Consider the following 18,728-nt stretch of genomic DNA (forward strand, 5'->3'; position numbering starts at 1 on the left):
ACCTGATTTACACTCGTGATAGACACAGAGAGGAGAGTGTATCATGAGTGATCATAAGAAATCAGAAGAATTGGCAGTGCATCGTTTTCAGCTAATATCCCCTTTATTAGCAGAGGGGCTTGACGCTGGGAAAGTAAAGGAATTAAGAGACCAGATAGCGAAGGCCAGCGGTCTTTCAGAAAGAACCATCAGGCGATATTTGGCTCAATTTCAGGAAGATGGGTTTGGGGGACTAAAGCCACAAGGAAGAAAAGGTGCTCGAAAGTCTGAGGCTATCCCTCCTCATTTATTGGAACAGGCAATCCTTCTGCGTAAGGAAGTGCCGAGCCGGAGCGTGGCTCAAATCATACAGATACTCGAATGGGAAGGGTTGGCTGAACCAGGGCAGATCAAAAGATCAACGCTCCAGGAAAAGCTCGCTGAAAAAGGTTACAGCACCCGGCATATGCGACTCTATTCCCAGACAGGAGTAGCTGCCAGAAGATTTCAGAAGCGACATCGCAACCAACTCTGGCAGTCAGATATCAAGTATGGTCCCTACTTGCCGATTGGTCCGAATGGAATAAAGAAACAAGTGTATCTTGTCGCCTTTATCGATGACGCCACCAGGTTTGTGCTTCACGCAGCTTTCTATCCTACCTTGGATTCAAGGATCATCGAGGATGCCTTCCGCCAGGCTATCCAGAAGTATGGTGTTCCAGAGGCTGTTTATTTTGATAATGGAAAGCAATATCGAACCAAATGGATGTCGCGTACCTGCTCAAAAATAGGCACCCGCCTTACTTACACACGGCCGTACTCAGCTGAATCAAAAGGGAAAATTGAACGCTTCAATAGAATCATAGATTCATTCATTAGTGAGGCTGTCATCGAAAAGCCCAATACACTTGATCGTCTGAATGAGCTTTTCCAAGTGTGGCTCACAGAGTGTTATCAGAATAAGCCTCATTCTGCACTTGGGGAGAAAATCAGCCCGGAAACGGCATTTCGTTCAGATAAAAAAGCGATTAGGTTCATCGATCCTGATACCTTGAGTAATGCATTCCTCCATTGTGAAACAAGGAAAGTCGATAAATCAGGATGCATAAGTTTCATGGATCAAAAATATGAGGTCGGCCTGGCTTTCATTGGACGACAGGTTGAGGTGGTTTATGATCCTGCGAATATCGAGGAGCTTACCATTGAGTTCGAGGATCATACTCCTTGGAAAGCCAAGAAACTTGTCATTGGGGAAAGAGCTGGGAAGCGTCCTGCATTACCTGAGCACCTGCAGGTGCAGGGTGTAGAATCTTCAAGACTATTAAAGGCAGCTGAACGAAAGAACCAGGAACGCCTAACCGAACAGAAACCTGCCGTGACCTTCCGTGCCGTTTGGAAGGAGGAAGATTCCCGTGTTTGAAGCATTCTATGAAATGGACAACACTCCTTTCGCCAGAGATCTTCCGACTGATCAATTGTATGATTCCTCCATGGTGCAAGAAATCCTTGGTAGGCTGAAGTACACAGCTGAAAGACAGCTTTTTGCCGTTCTGAGTGGGGATAGTGGTACTGGAAAGACCACAACCATCCGTAAGTTTGTGGACAAATTGGATAAAGGGAAATTCCATATCCTTTACCTGTCCGACTCTAAGTTAACGCCTCGTCATTTTTACAAAGGTCTTTTGGAACAGTTAGGCTCTGAAGCGAAGTTTTATCGAGGAGATGCAAAACGGCAGCTTCATCGTGAGATTGAATTAATGAAAGGCATACGAGGGCTACAACCTGTAGTGGTAGTGGATGAAGCTCATCTTCTGGACCGGGAAATGCTTGAAGAGGTTCGTTTCCTACTGAACTTCAAAATGGATTCGCAAAGCCCGATGGCGCTTATCCTGGTCGGTCAAAGTGAATTATGGGATCGGCTTCGACTCCAATCATACGCAGCCATACGCCAAAGAATCGATATCCAGTTTCAGCTAGGACATCTCGACCGTGCCCAGGTTGAAGAATATGTTTCTAGGCACCTTCGATATGCCGGTGTTGATCAACCAATATTCTCTGATGGAGCACTTGACGAGATTCATCGCTTCTCTGGTGGTGCCGCAAGGCTCATTAATAAGCTCTGTACACATAGTCTTCTCTATGGTTCACAAAATGGCCGAAGGATCATTGATGATCATATGATCAAGCAAGTCATCCAGGGGGAACTTTCATGAAAACCCGCTGGAAAGAGATGAATTATAATGAAGAATTGGATTGTTGGGTTGTGTTTTGGGGAGAGAACTCCGGCTATAAGATGCGATGTGGTGAATGGTTTGATTTACATCTAGGAAATGGTCGGACCCTTTCCTGCCGCCTGGAGCTGGGCAGAGATTGGTATATTCTTACCGGCCGAAATGACGTTAGATTCTATCTTAAGAAAAATGAGACCTATCAAGTTGATTTGTAAAAACTTTTGGGAAGCATGTGAACTGCTTCCCTTTCAATTTTGGACAGTAGTTCCGTCAGTTTTAGGACAATTAACATCGTCAAGTTCTGGACATTGTAGAACGTCATTAACACTGGATCTTGGAAATTTCTTTTTCCACCGACTGTCTTTACTAAAAAATAATGGACTTCAAATGAAATATTAAGGTGTTCATAAATTCCTCTTTTAACCTTAATTTCTTCAACTATTTCGGCAATATAACCTGTTTCTTCCTCAATTTCTCTAACACAACATTCTCGAAATGATTCGTTGTGTTCCTTTCCTCCCGATGGAATAGACCACGTTTTTTTCTCTTCGGGTTTTCCTTGCAAAACCATTAACAAATGACCATTTTCATTAATACATACGCCTGAAGAACCAAACCATTTTTGCATTTATAATACCTCTTTATTTAATATAAAAACTGTTTAACTAATAATATTCTACCTCTTCAACCTAGTCCCTTCTTAATACAGATAGGTAAGCCTTTGAAGTTATCGCTGGCTTTTCCCCCTGTTCACACCGTACGTGCGACTTTCACCGCATACGGCGTTCCAACTAATCCAATTTATTCTTTCTATGTATTAAAGCAGACGAGTGCTGTTTTTCCAACGTTAGAATATTTCATTCTGACATCTTAATCGCAAATTATTAACTTTTTCTTTCTGCTTATTAGTAAGCTTTAAAGATTGTAGAAGAATTTCTATTTTGACTTTATCTTTCAGATGAATTAACTGATGGATTGCTTTATGGACAATTATCAAGTTTGAATAACTATCATCCTTCGAAAGATAATGAGGGATTATGTGATGACAATGCCATTCATGTATCCCTAACTCTTCTCCCAATATTGCACATTTGCCGTACTGGGCAATAAATTTACTGATTCGATTGTCGTTGTATTCAATGGATCTATTTGGAATGTAGTTTCTCATGATGTAAGATAGCGTAATCTTATCAATAGCCTTTAGGCTATTATGAATCTTTGCTCTACCTTCGGCAGTAAAGTTACATATTACCTGGGAGAATCCAAGTGTCTTTCTCCACCGTTGTCCGTGGATGGGGACAAAGACCATCTTTTGTATCATATACAACTTTGCCTTATATCCCTTGTATCTTTTCTGTAAGGTTTTAGTCATCTCATGGAAACTTGCCTCGGTTCTAATGTTCCTTAATTGATTATATAACGTTCTGCGTAGATGAGCGTTTAACTCATTCAGATTGATAGTGATGTTAGTAGCGACAGAGTAATAGTTTTGAATTCCCATGACAACAGTGTTGAAATTCCAAACTGTCTGAATGCAAGGCTTTTTCTTGACTACTTTTATAGCTTCCTTAATCTTTTGAAAGGCGTTCTCTTTGGCCTTTTTTGACATATCGGACCTTGCTACATAGCCAAATCTTGTTTTTCCTTTCCTTACGACTTTCATTGAAAATCCAAGGAACTCGGAAGAGTTTTTCTTTAGATTAATAACCCTCGATTTCTCCTCACTTGTTTCCAAATGAAGTCTTTTACTCAAGAAGTCTTTCAATGCGTAATTCATTTTTATAGCGTGTGACCTAGTTCGGCACATAACCTTGAAATCATCCGCATAGCGAACGATGAAGCACTCTTTCAGAGTTGTTTTCTTTAGATGTTGATATTTACTTCCATTTGTAGAGTAAGTATATCTACTCTCAAACGTTTCCCATTGGTCACTTATCCACCAATCCAATTCATTCAATACAATATTTGAAAGTAAAGGCGATAAGATACCTCCTTGCGGAGTGCCTTTTGTTGGAACTCCTTCTCCTTCAATCTCAGCTTTTATAAGCCTAGAAATAATAGATAGAAGCGCTTTATCCCTTATACCCAGTGACCACATTTGTTTCAAAAGTTTGCTATGATTAACATTATCGAAGAAACCTTTTATATCAACATCCACACAATGATGGAGTCCAGACTGATTAATAAGAAATTCAAGCCTGGCTTTGGCATGATGAGTGCTGCGATTTGGTCTAAATCCATAACTGTGTTTATGGAATCTTGCCTCACAGATTGGCTCTAAAATTTGAAGTATGCATTGTTGAAAGATTCTATCCCATATCGTGGGGATCCCCAAAGGTCTGGTTTTTCCTTTTCCTTTTGGAATGAATACCCGCCTTACTGGTTTCGGTTCATACCATTTGAACATGGCTTGAACCTTTGCTATTACATCGTCCACTTTTAAGTGCAGAATATCATTAATTGTCAGTTTATCTGTTCCCGCAGTTTTGCTGCCTGTATTTCTTTTGATGTTTCGGTAGGCAAGTCGTATATTATCTTTAGAACTCATTAATTCTGTTAAATCATAGAAGTGATGACCACCGACACTTTGAGCATATAGTCTGTCAAAACACTCTTGCATACTATAATATTCGCTGTGCCTCAGTTTCTTCCGTTTCAATAAGTCGGTGACTCCTTTCGGAGTTAAACCTCTTTTATTCTCACAAGAACCTTATTAACCGTTAAAGAACTGCCTTACTTGGTTGAATAAATCTTTATTAGTCTAGTGGCTATCCCTCCAGGCTGATTAGACCTTTCATTGGTACTATGCCACCACTTTCACTGATATAAAGGCAAGTTATACAGCAACTAGTGTCATTAATGCTTTCTTTGCCAACGCTTCATAAGAAGTAAGTCCTCCACGTTATCAGCTTACAACGTTGAGTTATATCTATTATGGAATGAACTTAGGTGCTTCCTTTAAGCCTGTTAACCGTCATACGCCTGTAACGTATCATGGATTTTCATATTAGTTATTCTTACTCACCCACAGCTAACCTCACAATTTGGTGATATACACATTTCTATGTATCGCAGGTCTAGACCCGTATATTCAGAAGTTCGCCAGCTTAACCTTTTCTTTTAGGTTTATTCGCATTCTCACCATATTCATTCAACTCAAGCATCATGATTTACAACACCCCATCGGGTAGGCTTTCGTCAGCTTAACCTGTTACGGTAAATTCTCACGCCTTTTCACCGAGCTTATAACACTATCATTCTTACTAAATCTAGTGCTATTCGACTAAGAGAGAACCCTTCAGGGCGTTACCCCATCATTTGATTCTTCGATATAACCCTTCAGTTCCGTAAGGAACTGCCTGACCTTTATCTGATGATTGTGGCCAATCTCAATTTTAGCCAGAAACATTTCGCACAACTATCCTGCTCCTATAGTTGAATAAACAAAAAGTGCAGCCGAACACTACCTATTTAACACTCGCACCCTTTAGTTTACTTAGTTCTTGATGACTTATAAGGTGCTGCCTCAAATGTGACAGATTCAGCCTTATACATTTTTCCATCCCAAGCATATTTAACGGTTAAACCACCAATATTTGCTTCTGGAATCGTTACAAAAACGTTTGCTGTGCCATAAAGTATTCCTTCTTTAGGTATATACTCTTCAATTGACCCTGCTCCAGGACGGTCAACTGGAGTGTAGTAGCCAAATTTTGAATAGTATACTACATAATTCTTTTTACCAAATGAAATCGTAATTTCATTACCTTTCTGCTCCATTTTTACTAGTCGTTTAATGGCATCCTTTATAGGCTCAACTGGTACCTCTTGAAAATTATAAAAACCAACATCACCTTGATGTAAAATGTGAATAGCTTTTGTTGATACTCCTGTACCCGAACCTGTTACTAATTCAATGATAATGTCCTCTAGCTTATCGGCATTTAAATCTTCCTTATATAAATTTGGATCATAACTATAATTTATCCATTTAGGAAAGTTATAAAGTCCTCTCCCAAAGTCACCAACTTGGACAGTAAAATTCTTATAGTCCATCCCATCCTTATCTGCGATTAAGTAAATATTTTCATACCATCTATCGGGATCATCTACTGTAATACTCCTAATTACAACTCGATCTATCGCATAAACTTTTTCCAAATTCCCAAATAACATCATAAAAATAACACTGATTATAAAAAATTTATTGAACATATTTACACCCCTTTTGTACTTAAATTCTCCAAAATGAATTTTAAAAAACATAAGTACAGAGAGTAAATTAATTTATTTCCTTAAGCATACAGATAGGTAAGGGTTTGAAGTTATCGCTCCCTTTTCCCCCTGTTCACACCGTACGTGCGACTTTCACCGCATACGGCGTTCCAACTAATCCAATTCAATTTAATCATCAACACCTCAGAAACCTTAGCCCCTTCATGTCTCAATTCTTCCGTTTCAATAAGTCGGTGCCTCCCGTAGGAGGTAAACCTCTATTAGTCTCACAAGAACCTTATTAACCGATAAAGACTTGCCTTACATGATTAAATGATTCTTCATTAGTCTAGTGGCTATCCCTCCAGGCTGATTAGGCCTTTCGTTGGTACTGTGCCACCACTTTCACTGACATAAAGACAAGTTATACAGTAACTAATGTCATTACTGCTTTCCTTGCCAACGCTTCTTCGGGAGTAAGCCCTCCACGTTATCAGCTTACAACGTTGAATTATATCTATTATAGAATGAACTTAGGTGCTTCCTGTAAGCCTGTTAGCATTCATACGCCTGTAACGTATCATGGATTTTCATATTAGTTATTCTTACTTACCCACAGCTAACCTCACAATTTGGTGATATACACATTTCTATGTATCGCAGGTCTAGACCCGTACATTCAGAAGTTCGCCAGCTTAACCTTTTCTTTTAGGTTTATTTGCATTCTCACCATATTCATTCAACTCAAGCATCATGATCTACACCACCCCATCGGGTAGGCTTTCGTCAGCTTAACCTGTTACGGTAAATTCTCACGCCTTTTCACCGAGCTTATAACACTTTCATTCTTACTCAATCCAGTGCTACTCGACTAAGAGAGAACCCTTCGGGGCGTTACCCCTTCATTTGATTCTTCGATATAATCCTTCAGTTCCGAAAGGAACTGCCTAGCCTTTACCAGAGTGATGTTACCATCCTCCATTTTAACTAGGAACATTTCGCACAACTATCCTGCTTCGTTAGCACAATAAGAAAACGGTATAGCCGCAGCCATCCCATTTTTAACATAGCCCCCGTTTACATCTCTTCACAAACTCGGTTTATTACAGGAATGCTACATCGCTTGTTAAATAAGGGATTCAATAAAAAAAGGGATTAAGCCTTCCTTGTTAAATCTCCCTTTTGTTAAATAAGAAGTGGAATTATTCTGTTGGGATTAGCGACTGTGGTTTTTCATTCAGTTGGCCCTTCGTTTACCTCAATATATTCCCTCTAATAGTCACTAGTTTTCTTACCAAATATATTCAAATTTGGTTCATTTGATGAAAGAAGATTAATATCTATATTCATCCTCTAGCTTTGGAGTAGAATCATTTGTTGTATCCCTTATAGCACTTAAAATATTTAACCCAGTAACAAGTAAGCAGGATTTTGATATGACCTTCATTTTATGGCACAAAAAAACTCATGAAGGAATAAGAATTTAATCCTACAATGAGTTTTTGTACCATAAAAGAAGATTCTCTACCTAGAGAATTTATATTAAAACATTATCTATCTCTATTTTAAAACAGTCCTTGCAATTGGTATATATACTCCGTAATATTGAGCATTTTATCCATAAGATAAATTATTCATATCTAACTGCGTCGTCATAACCTTTTCTGACAGGGGCTTTATCATCCTCTCCATCTAAAGAAGCTTTAAATTGACCTTTTTGAATATTACTCATAAAAGTAGTTATGATAGAAACTCCATCACCTGCTGCCAGAAGTGTACTTTTCGTAAAGAGAAGTTCTCCGGTATATCCGTAATTGTAATTACCGATGTAGGCTGAGGTAACATATCGGTAGCCATCAAAAAATAAGCCTCTCCATTCTTTATACCAAGGTGCATAACCTGATACTACTTTATAGTCCCAAGATCCCCCTGGTTTAACTCTTCCTACCCACCAACCTACTGTCGCGCTAAAGGCGTTTGCTCCGCCATATTTTTGCAAAGTTTTATTAGTATTATAAACTTTTTCAAGTTCTGCCCTATTTGCCAATACTAACGATTTGACATTTTTATACGGGGGTTGATCAGCAATTGCGTAAGTCGTGATTCCTCCTGTGGACTTTAATGGAGAAGTCAAGAGTACATCGTTCTCAGATAACTCAGATTCATATATAATTCTGTCTTCCGGATTGTCTAATGATTCTTGGTAAACAATTTCAGTTACTTCTTCAGGAGTGACTGCAACCACTTCAAAATTGGCATCAAACTCCATAAAACCCTCTGCTACACTCCAGTTTAATTGTTCCATTTCCTTAATATAGGCATTTACCAGTTCTTCGTCAGCATTTAAAGTCTTAATTCCTTCTAGATCTAACACTATTTGGCCTGATTCATTCAAACTTGCCATGCCATTTTGTACAACTAATTCATGTAAGTCGTTGGTTGTTTCGATAATTTCGTTTGCAAAAGTCGAGGAAGGAAGACAAAGGCTGAAAAGTAAAACAGTTATTAGAATGATTGATGAATATATTTTTTTTATCATTTTCTCCTCCGAATTTAACCCTTGATTTATTAATCATATCTAAAATCAAAGGTATCTTTTTCTACATTTAAGGTTTTTTCCTGTATTTCGATAGTTTTCTGTCCCTTCCAACTAATTTGTAATGGACCATCTACAAAACTATAAAAAACAGTTTTTTCTTTTTGGGTTTCATTATTAAAAACTTCAACTCTAACATTTTTGTGATCTATGAAACCGGTATAGTTATAGACTCTTGCGCTGTATTGTCCACCAGGAGATTCAAGTTCTTGAGATAAATATCCCTTTGGCAAGAAGTTAGGATTATACATCCAATTTAAAATGAAAGCTAAAGCCATAATACCAAAAACTGTTGTTGAACCAATTAGCCCTCGTTTGACGTTTTTCTTGCTTGTAACCCTATCCTTTACAGTCAATATCAATAAGACCAAGATTAAAATTACAAATACAACGACTGAAGTCAAACCAATAAAGAATACAGCATTAAATAGTGTGTTATTCATATTACCACCTCGTTATAAGTTACTAATTAAGATAATTATACACACCACAGAGACAATTGAAATAATTACATATTCCTACGCACCTTTCCACTAAATGGCAATATTATTACACTATCTTGAAAATAATAGCATATATTGTCAATTTTGTAAATAAAATTCACTATTTTTTGAATTTAGTATTAATTCATATTGTTAAAGATGCTTATAAAAAAATAAGGGTGGTTATTAACCAGCCCTAGCATCCTTTTTTGACTATTCATCTTTAAGTAAAAAAACCTAATTCAATTCATACAGCTTCTTTGGTCTAAATCTTTTCATCCTATAACTAATAATAATATTCCTACTTGTTTGTTTCCGTGGAGCTTTTTATTAAACATTACTGCACCGTTTCTTTAATAAAGAATGTACAAAAAGAGACCAGCGCAGCATTTAAGTGAAACAATTTCATAAGCGTATGATCAACATTACTGCTTCTATAGTTCAATAAGAAACCTTTTCTTTTAAGTAATTTGAGATGACTTGTTTAAACAACATTTTTTCTTCAAGGAAAGGGTAATGATTGCTTTCATTAAAAACAACTAGTTGTGATTTTGGTATTAACTCATTCAATTCTACGGAGAAAGAATGTGGACATTGTACATCGTATTGGCCACTCAATATTAAAGTATTAGTTGAGATTTTTCCTAACTCACGGGTTACATCAAAGATCATTTCTTCCCTAATAAAAAAGTTCATTCTTGGAGCAGACATCTTTTTATGTATGCCTAAAGAAAAGTATTCATCATACTTATCCGGGTGAAATAGAGACAGTTTCGTTCTCTCTTTTGAGAAACGCTCCCTTTCGCTAGGTGTTAAATCAGAGCGTTTTAAAGTCTCAATAAGTTGCTGCATTCGATCAAAGTGTGGATGGTCTGGATGATAGATGCATTCAGAGGATGAATTGGCATATTTCCTGGCAGCTGCCCCCACAATTATTAGTGAAGTAAGAGACATAGAAAAATGAATACCGTAGATGACTCCTATCATACCTCCTGTCGAGTGCCCGGCAAATGTCCATTTGGCATACCCCAACGCCTCTCGGATTGCTTCAAGGTCATAAACAGCATCAAACATACTCAACTCATGAGCCTCATGTGCCTTACTTGAATTTCCAGCTTCCTTTAAATTCACAAGGTAGACCGTATTATTCTCTGTCAAAGAATCTGCAAAGTAATCACCTGTATGATTAAACTCTGAATAATGATGAGTGACGCAAATTGGACTACCTTCTCCTTTTACAAAGACCTCAAAGTTTCCTCGTGCTGTATTAATTGTTTTCGTTTCCCAGTAGGTCATTACTAAATCTCCTTATCTATCTAGTTATCTTTACACTAATAGTCTTGGAATAAATCTTTCTATACTTTTGAATACCTTGAGTCTTAATTTCTACAAAACAGGCAATAATTCCTTTTAGTATTCCAATTAAATGGGAGGGATTAGTTTGTTATTATCAACTGCGTGGAAATCCTATGAAGCTGATAAAAGTATAGAAGGCTTTTCACCTTATACTTTAAAGGCATATGGAATCCAAGCGAAGTTGCTCATTGGTTATTTTAATGATCAGAAAATCGATAGTGTCGACACAGAAGGATTAAAGAAATATCTTGTTACTCAAGGCAAGGACTTAAAACCCTCAAGTTTGGCCCACAGAATCCGGTTTATGAAGTCATTGTTTCGCTGGTGTCACGAGGAAGGACATTTACCCAGTAATCCCGCAGCAAAGATCAAGGAACCTAAAGCCGGCAAGAGAATTCCAAAGTTTCTATCAGAAAGGGAGATTGAACTTTTACGTGAAGCCTGTATCAGTCCTATGGAAAAGGCACTATTCGAATTGATGTTTTCTACTGGGTGCAGAATTGGAGAAATCGCTGCACTTGACCGCAATTGCATTAATTGGTCTAACCGCTCTGCCATCGTCAGGGGAAAGGGTGACAAGGAACGTGAGGTGTATTTTAATATTCGGGCTGAATTATGGCTTAAGCGATACATTGATAGCCGCCAGGATAAAGATCCGGCCATTTTTGTAACAGAGAGACAGCCACACAGGATGAGTATTGCACAGATGAGGTATTACATTAAGAAAATCTCAGCGCGTGCCGGCATAGATAAGGAAATTCATCCCCACCAACTCAGACACAGCTATGCCACCCATTTATTGAATAATGGAGCCCCAGTTGAAGTTATCCAAAGCCTTTTGGGCCACGAGAAAAGTGAAACCACTCGAATATATGCCCAATTAAGCGGAAGGCTGAGACAGGAGTTTTATCAGAAATATTTCTAAGAAAGCGAAGAAGCAACGCAAATTATGCGTTGCTTCTTACTCTTGCACCCTTTACTTGAAGATTGTTTATTATTTTTCTTCTAAATCATAAATCCTCTTTTCAAGTTCTTTTACTTTGTTACTATTAGTCAACGCCGTAGTAAAAGCAATAAGTCCAAAAATAAATCCCGTTGCTCCGAAAGTGAATCCCATAATTCCAAATACCTCCACATAATTCCCCCTAGTCTGCGATTTCTATGTTTATTTATTTTTCAACTGTCCTGCCCTAAATTTCAACAAAAAGGGTGCAATCTCCTTCCTAAAGAAACGCACCCGTTACTATAAGTGTATTTATCCACAAAACTTTTATATATTATTGATTAAGTTCATCAATCGTCTTGAATATTCTCGAATATACATCTTTTATATGTTCATCTGTTTTTTTATCATTATACAATCCGTATTTCCAACTTTTTAACGACTCATCATCTTTTGAATTAAGAACTCCAACAGCATAGCTTTGACCAGCAGTCCAATTCCAAGACTCATTATATGCTGTTTCTTTTACGGTAAAAGGAATATGATTATTAGCTGATATAAAAAAGAATGGAATTAATGAATTTAGGTAAACATCTGCATATTGGCTTTCAGAAGCCTCTGAAAGACTATTTTCCGTGATAAATACTGCGTCATAAGACTTCAGTTCTTTACTAGCCATTGAATCAAATGAGATTTTTGTAAATATCACTTGTTCCTCTTTAACTTCTGGTGGTTCTCCAACCACCGCTATTTTTAAAGGTTTTCCTTTGTACAACTCAAAATCAGGACTTTGAGTGCAAGCTGTTAGTGCGAATAATAGTATTAGCAATATAAAAGATAAATAGTTTATTCCTTTTTTTCTATACATATGCAAACCCCCTATACACTAAATTATACCATATATATCCATATTCCTTATTGAAGTATTCTGCATTAGTTTGAAGCCACTTTTTCTGCTTCTTTTTTCTTCTTCTCTTCTATTTCTTCCTCGGTTTTTTGTTGTATTAATCCAACAAATAAATCCTCATAATCCTGTTCAGCATTTATTCTAAGAAAACCAATATCCAAAGTTTTCTCTTCATCATGGTTTATTATTTGTTGATATAAATTCTGTACTATCCTCCTAGGTTTAGCAAACTCATCTGTATCAGAGGTTCCATGTAAAATTTCATAAATTGTTTGGGTTTTTTTATTATTTGGTACGTCTCCAATACCTATAGCATTTTCAAAGTTTGATATTGAACAGAAAATTCTTATGTTATCATTATCTTTTAACTCAAGAATGTTTTTACAATTCGTTAATTGACCTTTTAATGTGGAAGAATTGTGTTTAGTATGGTTGTCCACATCATGTAAAATATCATAACTTGAGTTAAACTGATTAAGAATTTTCATTAAGGTGCAAATAGTAGCTTTACCTCTTGCACGAATTATGTGAACGTTCTCATTCTTTAATTTAGCAAGGTGTTTAAAAGCAATGTACTCGGTATCCCCTTCCACAACCACTACTTTGTCAGCAAAGAAAAATTCGTTCACATACGAATCTACATAATTTAGGATCTTCATATTTTTAATATCATCTTCATCAAATTGTTCACTAATAGATTTATATAATTGAATTGCTGTTTTCTCACCGACACGAAAAACTTGAATGGAAGTATGTCTCTCAGATAAATCTATAAGTATTGGCGAATGTGTTGAAATCATGAGTGGCATTTTTTCACCAATCTTATATAGAGAACGACTTAGCGCTCGAACCGCTTCTGGATGCAAGAAAGCTTCTGGCTCATCAATCAATAATAATTTATTGTCACTTTCACCCATAAGTTTTTTCTCTATCATGTTTTGAATAAGATATATCAAACTCATTCGTTGTAAACCAGTTCCTTGATTTGCTAATGGCATTTTGGATTGCTTATTACTATCTATATGAACGCTAGAACTTGTAGTTTTTAATAATTCTGTTGATGAAAAGCCTTCGCTCTCCCCACCTACTACATTTAAAGATAAATGATCATTAGAAAATAAAGTTCGCAAGTTATCAGAAACCTCACCACTAACTTCTTCAAGTAGTCTATCCGTATTTAACTTAAGTTTTCTTAAAAACTCAGGGTACGACTTTTTGAGCTGAGCATACTCTGCAGCTAATTCATTTTCTTCAACGTTGCCTTCATCGCTTTCAAGTTTTTCTAAATTATTTTTAAGGATCTCTGTATATATATTTTGAATTAAACCATTAATATCATCTGGTAACATAGAAGGGGTTATGTAAAATGGTTTATTGTTTAAAATTTCATCTAGTTTATCTTTCAGTTCGTGACTTGCTTTAATTTCAACATCATTTTCATCATAAAAACTAGGAGAAGACTCCTCTTTGTATTTCTTCACGATAGTAATTTTGTCTTTATCAGTTTCAAATACTGCTTTCAAAATTATTTTCGCATTTCGTACAGAAAAGCAATCATTAGGAATAGTTTTTGCTTTAGACTCTTTTTGAAAAAAGCAGTTTATTGCTTCTAATATAGTTGATTTCCCTGTGTTATTTCTTCCCGTTAAAATAGCAATTGAGTCTTTTGAAAAGTCAATGGTAAAGGTATCTTTAAAAACCTTATAATTAGTAACAGTAAACTTTGTTAATCTCATATAATTCCCCTCCTATATGTATTAGTTAAATTCTACCATATATATCCTGCATATTCTAAGGTGACAAAATAAAGAGAGCCAGCAGCAAGCCAGCTCTTTAAATGTTACCGTTAGGTCATATATAATTTATCGGACTATTATTTAAGTAATTCACCCGTTGCTGGGAAAAATAAAAAGTATGGAAAGCAAAAAAAAATGTAAACCTTTTTAAAGATCTACATTTTTTATAATAGGACTCAATAAGATGCTTCAAGCATAATATTGTCACAAGCTACTTTAAGCATAATGATGTAATAGTGACATTTTCATGCTTAATGTCACAGAAATCAAGCATAAAATTTCCGAAAAAAAAATAAAGCATAAAGTTTCCAAACGGAAATTTTATGCTTTACGTCACATCACAAAAAATAAAAATCCACCAACATATGTATTGGTGGAGACGGTGGGACGTGCTATTCCATGCTTTCGTCATGGCACTGACTATATCTTGAACCTGCTTCAGCAGGTCCTCCGGCGTATTATGCGAGATGTAGTTTTATCCGGACTCCCGGATAGATCAAGCATCCTAGTACTGCCATTGCTGGCAGCCTATAAGTCGATACATGGCTGTTGGATTGCTCCACATACCACTCGGCATTGCCCTATCGCTATCCGCGACTTAGGTTTCACCGATAAAGCCGGATTTTCACTTGCATGTTGCCACGCAAGGCGACTAATTACTAATCGAACCCACGTCCAAAGATATTGGCACTTAAGCTTCTACGAGTGTAGTCGGCATATTGGCGATTCGCTGGTCCTTTTGCCTACCGACAGGCGGCCGGCCAGCTAGCCTGGTTGTTCTCTTCCTTCATCCTCAGGCGGTGGAATCCGGCGTAGCCCACTTAGAGTGAGTCCGCTACCCTACCACATGGGCGATGGAGGGGCGAACCGCTATGCAGTATTAAGCTGCGAAAGCGAAGTTGTTGTTTTCTTTGCCAGTTATAGGCGTTGACGTTTTTACGAGGCCGATCCCCTCGACTCGCCACTTAAGCTCAAACTACCCCTGTCGAATCCGTAACGTCCCCATATAAAAGGTTGCTGTATCTGTGATACAGACGTTAGGAGAACTCGGTTAAGCCGAGCAAAAGTTATGTTGTCACTCGCTGGTGACAGTTATTATTATAACACACTGAGTACTTTTTTCAACTGGTACACTCTTCCTCAGCTGACAAGCTTACATTTTCTGGCGCTCACGGAATGCACGCTCGATATCGCGGCTTGCTTCCTTCTTCTTCAGCGTCTCACGCTTGTCATAGTTCTTTTTACCCTTACCAAGACCGATTAAAACCTTTGCGTAACCGTTCTTCAGGTAAATCTTCAATGGCACAAGCGCATAACCTGCTTCCTTCGTTTCACCAATCAACTGATTGATTTGGCGTTTATGAAGCAAAAGCTTCCTTGTGCGCAGAGGATCATGGTTATAACGGTTTCCCTGTTCATAGGGGCTGATGTGCAGATTATATAAGAACAATTCTCCATTATGGACTTTTGCGTATGAATCTTTTAGCTGGACACGTCCGTTACGGATCGATTTAATCTCTGTTCCCTGAAGGACCACTCCGGCTTCATAAGTTTCTTCGATGAAATAGTCGTGATTTGCTTTTTTATTCTGCGCGACGACTTTTCCCTCACCTTTTGGCATAAAAACTTCCCCCTTCTATTTCTCTCATTTTAGCAAATATCCCATTCTCCCACAATGAAAAGCGCAAGCGCCTTGGTCAGCACAGATTAACGTGCCAGCAATAGAGGACAACAGAGAGCCCCTGATCAGGAGCTCTCAATGAGTTGCCTATTTTCTTTTCTTAGATTTGCGCTTTGCGGCCGGGGCGTTCTCAAAGAACTTTTTCTTCTTGCTCTTTGGTTTTGGACCGGAGCCGGAGCCTGAACTGGAGCCATTTCTGCCTCCTCCTGATCCTCTTCCGCCGCCCGAACCTCTGCCGCCTCGCTTGCCTTCTTCTTCTTTACCGCGGCGCGGCTTTTTATCACTGCTGCCCGTCTTGAAGATCTTTGGCTGGGCTGGACGCTCACGCCTTGGCGTGCCCTTCATGCCGACGATTTCAAAATCAATGGAGCGCTCATCTTTGTTAACCTTGATGACTCGGACTGTAATTTCATCGCCGATTCTGAAGACATTGCCTGTTCGCTCGCCAATCATCGCCAGATGGCGTTCGTCATAGCGGTAATAATCATCCGTCATGTAGCTGACATGTACCAGGCCTTCGATTGTGTTCGGAAGCTCGACGAACATCCCGAAGTTCGTAACAGAGCTGATGATGCCATCGTATTCCGTTCCAACCTTGTCTTCCATGTATTCCGCTTTCTTCAGTTCATCTGTTTCACGTTCAGCTTCAACTGCACGGCGTTCCATGTTGGATGAATGCTCGGCAATATCAGGCAGCATCGCATTCCATTTTTCCTTTGTTGCCTGGTCGAGCTTGCCCTCGATCAAGTAAGTCCTGATCAAGCGGTGGACAATCAAGTCAGGATAGCGTCGGATTGGTGATGTAAAGTGCGTGTAGAACTCTGTTGAAAGACCGAAGTGCCCGAGGCTCTCAGGATAGTATTTCGCCTGCTGCATCGAACGGAGCATGACAGTTGAAACGACCATTTCCTCCGGCTTGCCTTGGACTTCCTCGATGATTTCCTGCAGTGCTCTTGGATGCACTCCGTTTGCGGAGCCTCTGACAAGATATCCGAAGTTTGTAATGAAATCAAAGAACTTTCTCAGCTTATCCTCTTTCGGATCTTCGTGAATACGATAGATGAATGGCACATCCAGCCAGTGGAAATGCTCGGCGACTGTTTCGTTTGCCGCTAGCATGAATTCTTCGATCAGTTTTTCAGCGACAGACCGCTCACGCAGAACAACATCTGTTGGGTGGCCTTCCTCATCAACCAGTACTTTTGATTCTTTAAAATCAAAGTCGATGGCGCCTCTTTCCATCCTTTTTTTACGAAGGATAGCAGCAAGCTCTTCCATCAATTCAAACATTGGCACAAGAGATTCATAATTTGAGCGGGTTTCCTCGTCTTTATCAACAAGAATCCTGTTGACATCGAAATATGTCATTCGCTCAGTAGTCTTGATGACGCTCTGGTAGATTTCATGGTCTACCACTTGCCCATCTGGAGTGATCTCCATATTACAAGACAGCGTAAGGCGGTCGACCTTAGGATTCAACGAGCAAATTCCGTTTGATAAGCGGTGCGGAATCATCGGGATCACCCGGTCAACCAAATAAACACTCGTCGCACGGTCTTCTGCTTCGCGGTCAATCGGTGAGTCCTCGGTTACATAGTACGTAACATCCGCGATATGGACACCAAGCTTATAATTGCCGTTTTCAAGTCTTATTACCTGGACGGCATCATCCAAGTCCTTCGCATCTGCACCGTCAATCGTGACGATGACTTCATTACGCAGGTCGCGGCGGTTTGCCAACTCGCTCTCATCGATTTGATCCGGGGCATTATTCGCCTGCTCCATGACTTCATCAGGGAATTCCATCGGCAGTCCGTGCTTGTGGATGACAGACAGGATATCGACTCCAGGATCATTTTTATGGCCAAGGATGGCAACAACCTCTCCCTCGGCACTCTTGCGGCCCTCAGGATAGCTTGTCAGTTTGACGACGACCTTATGACCTTCGACTGCACCCATCCCGGCTTCTTTTGGAATGAATATGTCGCTCGTGAACTTTTTATCATCAGGAATCACGAAACCGAAATGCTTGCTTTCGGTATAAGTGCCGACAATCTGCGACACTCCTCTTTCAAGGATGCGCACGACTGTTCCTTCACGGCGCTGCCCCGAGCTGTCTGACGATACGCGGACAAGGACGGTATCACCGTTCATCGCATTGCTCGTTTCATTCGGCGGAATGAAGACATCATCCATTCCCTGTTCTTCTGTAATGACAAAAGCGAACCCCTTCGCATGCGCACTGTATCGTCCACGCACGAGATTCATTTTTTCCGGAAGGCCGTATCGGTCACTTCGGGTCCTGACGACCAGCCCCTTCTCTTCCATGACCACCAGTGCTTTGACGAAATCCTTGAATGTCGATGAATCCTCAATTCCAAAGGCACTTTCCAGCTCTTGGACGGTAAGCGGCTTGTAAGCTTCATCCTTCATATAATTCAACAGCCTGTCTATATGGCCTTTAATATTCTCATCCATTAAAAATCCCTCCTTTATTATGCTATTTTCGAAATCATGTTGAGTTCATGGTGTAAAAAACAAC

15 protein-coding genes and 1 other RNA gene are annotated in these 18,728 nt (G+C 39.0%); 4 read left to right on the plus strand and 12 right to left on the minus strand.

Annotated features, from left to right (window positions below):
- Positions 1-43 precede the first annotated feature (43 nt).
- The 3 genes from RH061_RS20380 to RH061_RS20390 are packed head-to-tail and all read left to right on the plus strand — an operon-like array spanning position 44 to position 2,425.
- Entirely contained in the window at positions 44-1,399 is a 1,356-nt protein-coding gene (locus tag RH061_RS20380) for a DDE-type integrase/transposase/recombinase (RefSeq protein WP_311070902.1), read from the plus strand.
- Complete coding sequence (locus tag RH061_RS20385) at positions 1,392-2,192, plus strand: ExeA family protein (protein WP_311070901.1); 801 nt, start codon at positions 1,392-1,394, stop codon at positions 2,190-2,192. The genes RH061_RS20380 and RH061_RS20385 overlap by 8 nt, the downstream gene beginning before the upstream one ends.
- Entirely contained in the window at positions 2,189-2,425 is a 237-nt protein-coding gene (locus tag RH061_RS20390) for a DUF5348 domain-containing protein (RefSeq protein WP_311070899.1), read from the plus strand. Before RH061_RS20385 ends, RH061_RS20390 begins: the two co-directional genes overlap by 4 nt.
- On the opposite strand, the gene RH061_RS20395 is transcribed toward RH061_RS20390, so the two are convergent.
- The 6 genes from RH061_RS20395 to RH061_RS20420 form a co-directional block, all read right to left on the minus strand.
- Positions 2,410-2,838 (minus strand): NUDIX hydrolase, encoded by a 429-nt coding sequence (locus RH061_RS20395; RefSeq protein ID WP_311072620.1) that lies wholly within the window; start codon positions 2,836-2,838, stop codon positions 2,410-2,412. The genes RH061_RS20390 and RH061_RS20395 overlap by 16 nt on opposite strands.
- Before the next feature lie 219 nt (positions 2,839-3,057).
- A complete protein-coding gene (ltrA, locus tag RH061_RS20400; protein WP_463675596.1) occupies positions 3,058-4,869 on the minus strand; it encodes a group II intron reverse transcriptase/maturase in 1,812 nt (603 codons plus the stop codon).
- Between the two features lie 833 nt (positions 4,870-5,702).
- The gene (locus RH061_RS20405; protein WP_311072621.1) at positions 5,703-6,425 is read right to left on the minus strand and encodes a hypothetical protein; all 723 of its coding nucleotides are present in this window, start codon (positions 6,423-6,425) and stop codon (positions 5,703-5,705) included.
- Between the two features lie 1,630 nt (positions 6,426-8,055).
- On the minus strand, positions 8,056-8,964 hold the full coding sequence (locus RH061_RS20410) for a polymorphic toxin type 44 domain-containing protein (RefSeq protein ID WP_311072622.1): 909 nt from the start codon (positions 8,962-8,964) through the stop codon (positions 8,056-8,058).
- Positions 8,965-8,993: 29 nt separating this feature from the next.
- Positions 8,994-9,464, minus strand: coding sequence for a DUF5412 family protein (locus RH061_RS20415; protein WP_311072623.1), 471 nt, complete (start codon positions 9,462-9,464; stop codon positions 8,994-8,996).
- 480 nt (positions 9,465-9,944) lie between these two features.
- Entirely contained in the window at positions 9,945-10,799 is an 855-nt protein-coding gene (locus tag RH061_RS20420) for an alpha/beta fold hydrolase (protein ID WP_311072624.1), read from the minus strand.
- A 145-nt stretch (positions 10,800-10,944) separates the two neighbouring features.
- Here RH061_RS20420 and RH061_RS20425 point away from each other — a divergent pair, with 145 nt between their 5' ends.
- Entirely contained in the window at positions 10,945-11,784 is an 840-nt protein-coding gene (locus RH061_RS20425) for a tyrosine-type recombinase/integrase (protein WP_251618767.1), read from the plus strand.
- A gap of 69 nt (positions 11,785-11,853) precedes the next feature.
- Here the strand turns inward: RH061_RS20425 and RH061_RS20430 are convergent, their stop codons facing one another.
- From RH061_RS20430 to rnr, 6 genes are all read right to left on the minus strand, one after another.
- Positions 11,854-11,994, minus strand: coding sequence for a hypothetical protein (locus RH061_RS20430; protein WP_311072625.1), 141 nt, complete (start codon positions 11,992-11,994; stop codon positions 11,854-11,856).
- Positions 11,995-12,136: 142 nt separating this feature from the next.
- Positions 12,137-12,670, minus strand: coding sequence for a hypothetical protein (locus tag RH061_RS20435; RefSeq protein ID WP_311072626.1), 534 nt, complete (start codon positions 12,668-12,670; stop codon positions 12,137-12,139).
- A gap of 65 nt (positions 12,671-12,735) precedes the next feature.
- On the minus strand, positions 12,736-14,445 hold the full coding sequence (locus RH061_RS20440) for an ATP-dependent nuclease (protein WP_311072627.1): 1,710 nt from the start codon (positions 14,443-14,445) through the stop codon (positions 12,736-12,738).
- Positions 14,446-15,165: 720 nt separating this feature from the next.
- Positions 15,166-15,501, minus strand: a transfer-messenger RNA (tmRNA) gene (gene ssrA / locus RH061_RS20445).
- Positions 15,502-15,658: 157 nt separating this feature from the next.
- Positions 15,659-16,126 carry an SsrA-binding protein SmpB gene (gene smpB, locus RH061_RS20450; protein ID WP_226643393.1) on the minus strand — a complete coding sequence of 156 codons (468 nt, stop codon included), beginning with the start codon at positions 16,124-16,126 and terminating at the stop codon, positions 15,659-15,661.
- A gap of 147 nt (positions 16,127-16,273) precedes the next feature.
- Entirely contained in the window at positions 16,274-18,664 is a 2,391-nt protein-coding gene (rnr, locus tag RH061_RS20455; protein ID WP_311072628.1) for a ribonuclease R, read from the minus strand.
- Positions 18,665-18,728 lie beyond the last annotated feature (64 nt).

This window comes from Mesobacillus jeotgali, assembly GCF_031759225.1.
Classification (GTDB): domain Bacteria; phylum Bacillota; class Bacilli; order Bacillales; family Cytobacillaceae; genus Mesobacillus; species Mesobacillus jeotgali_B.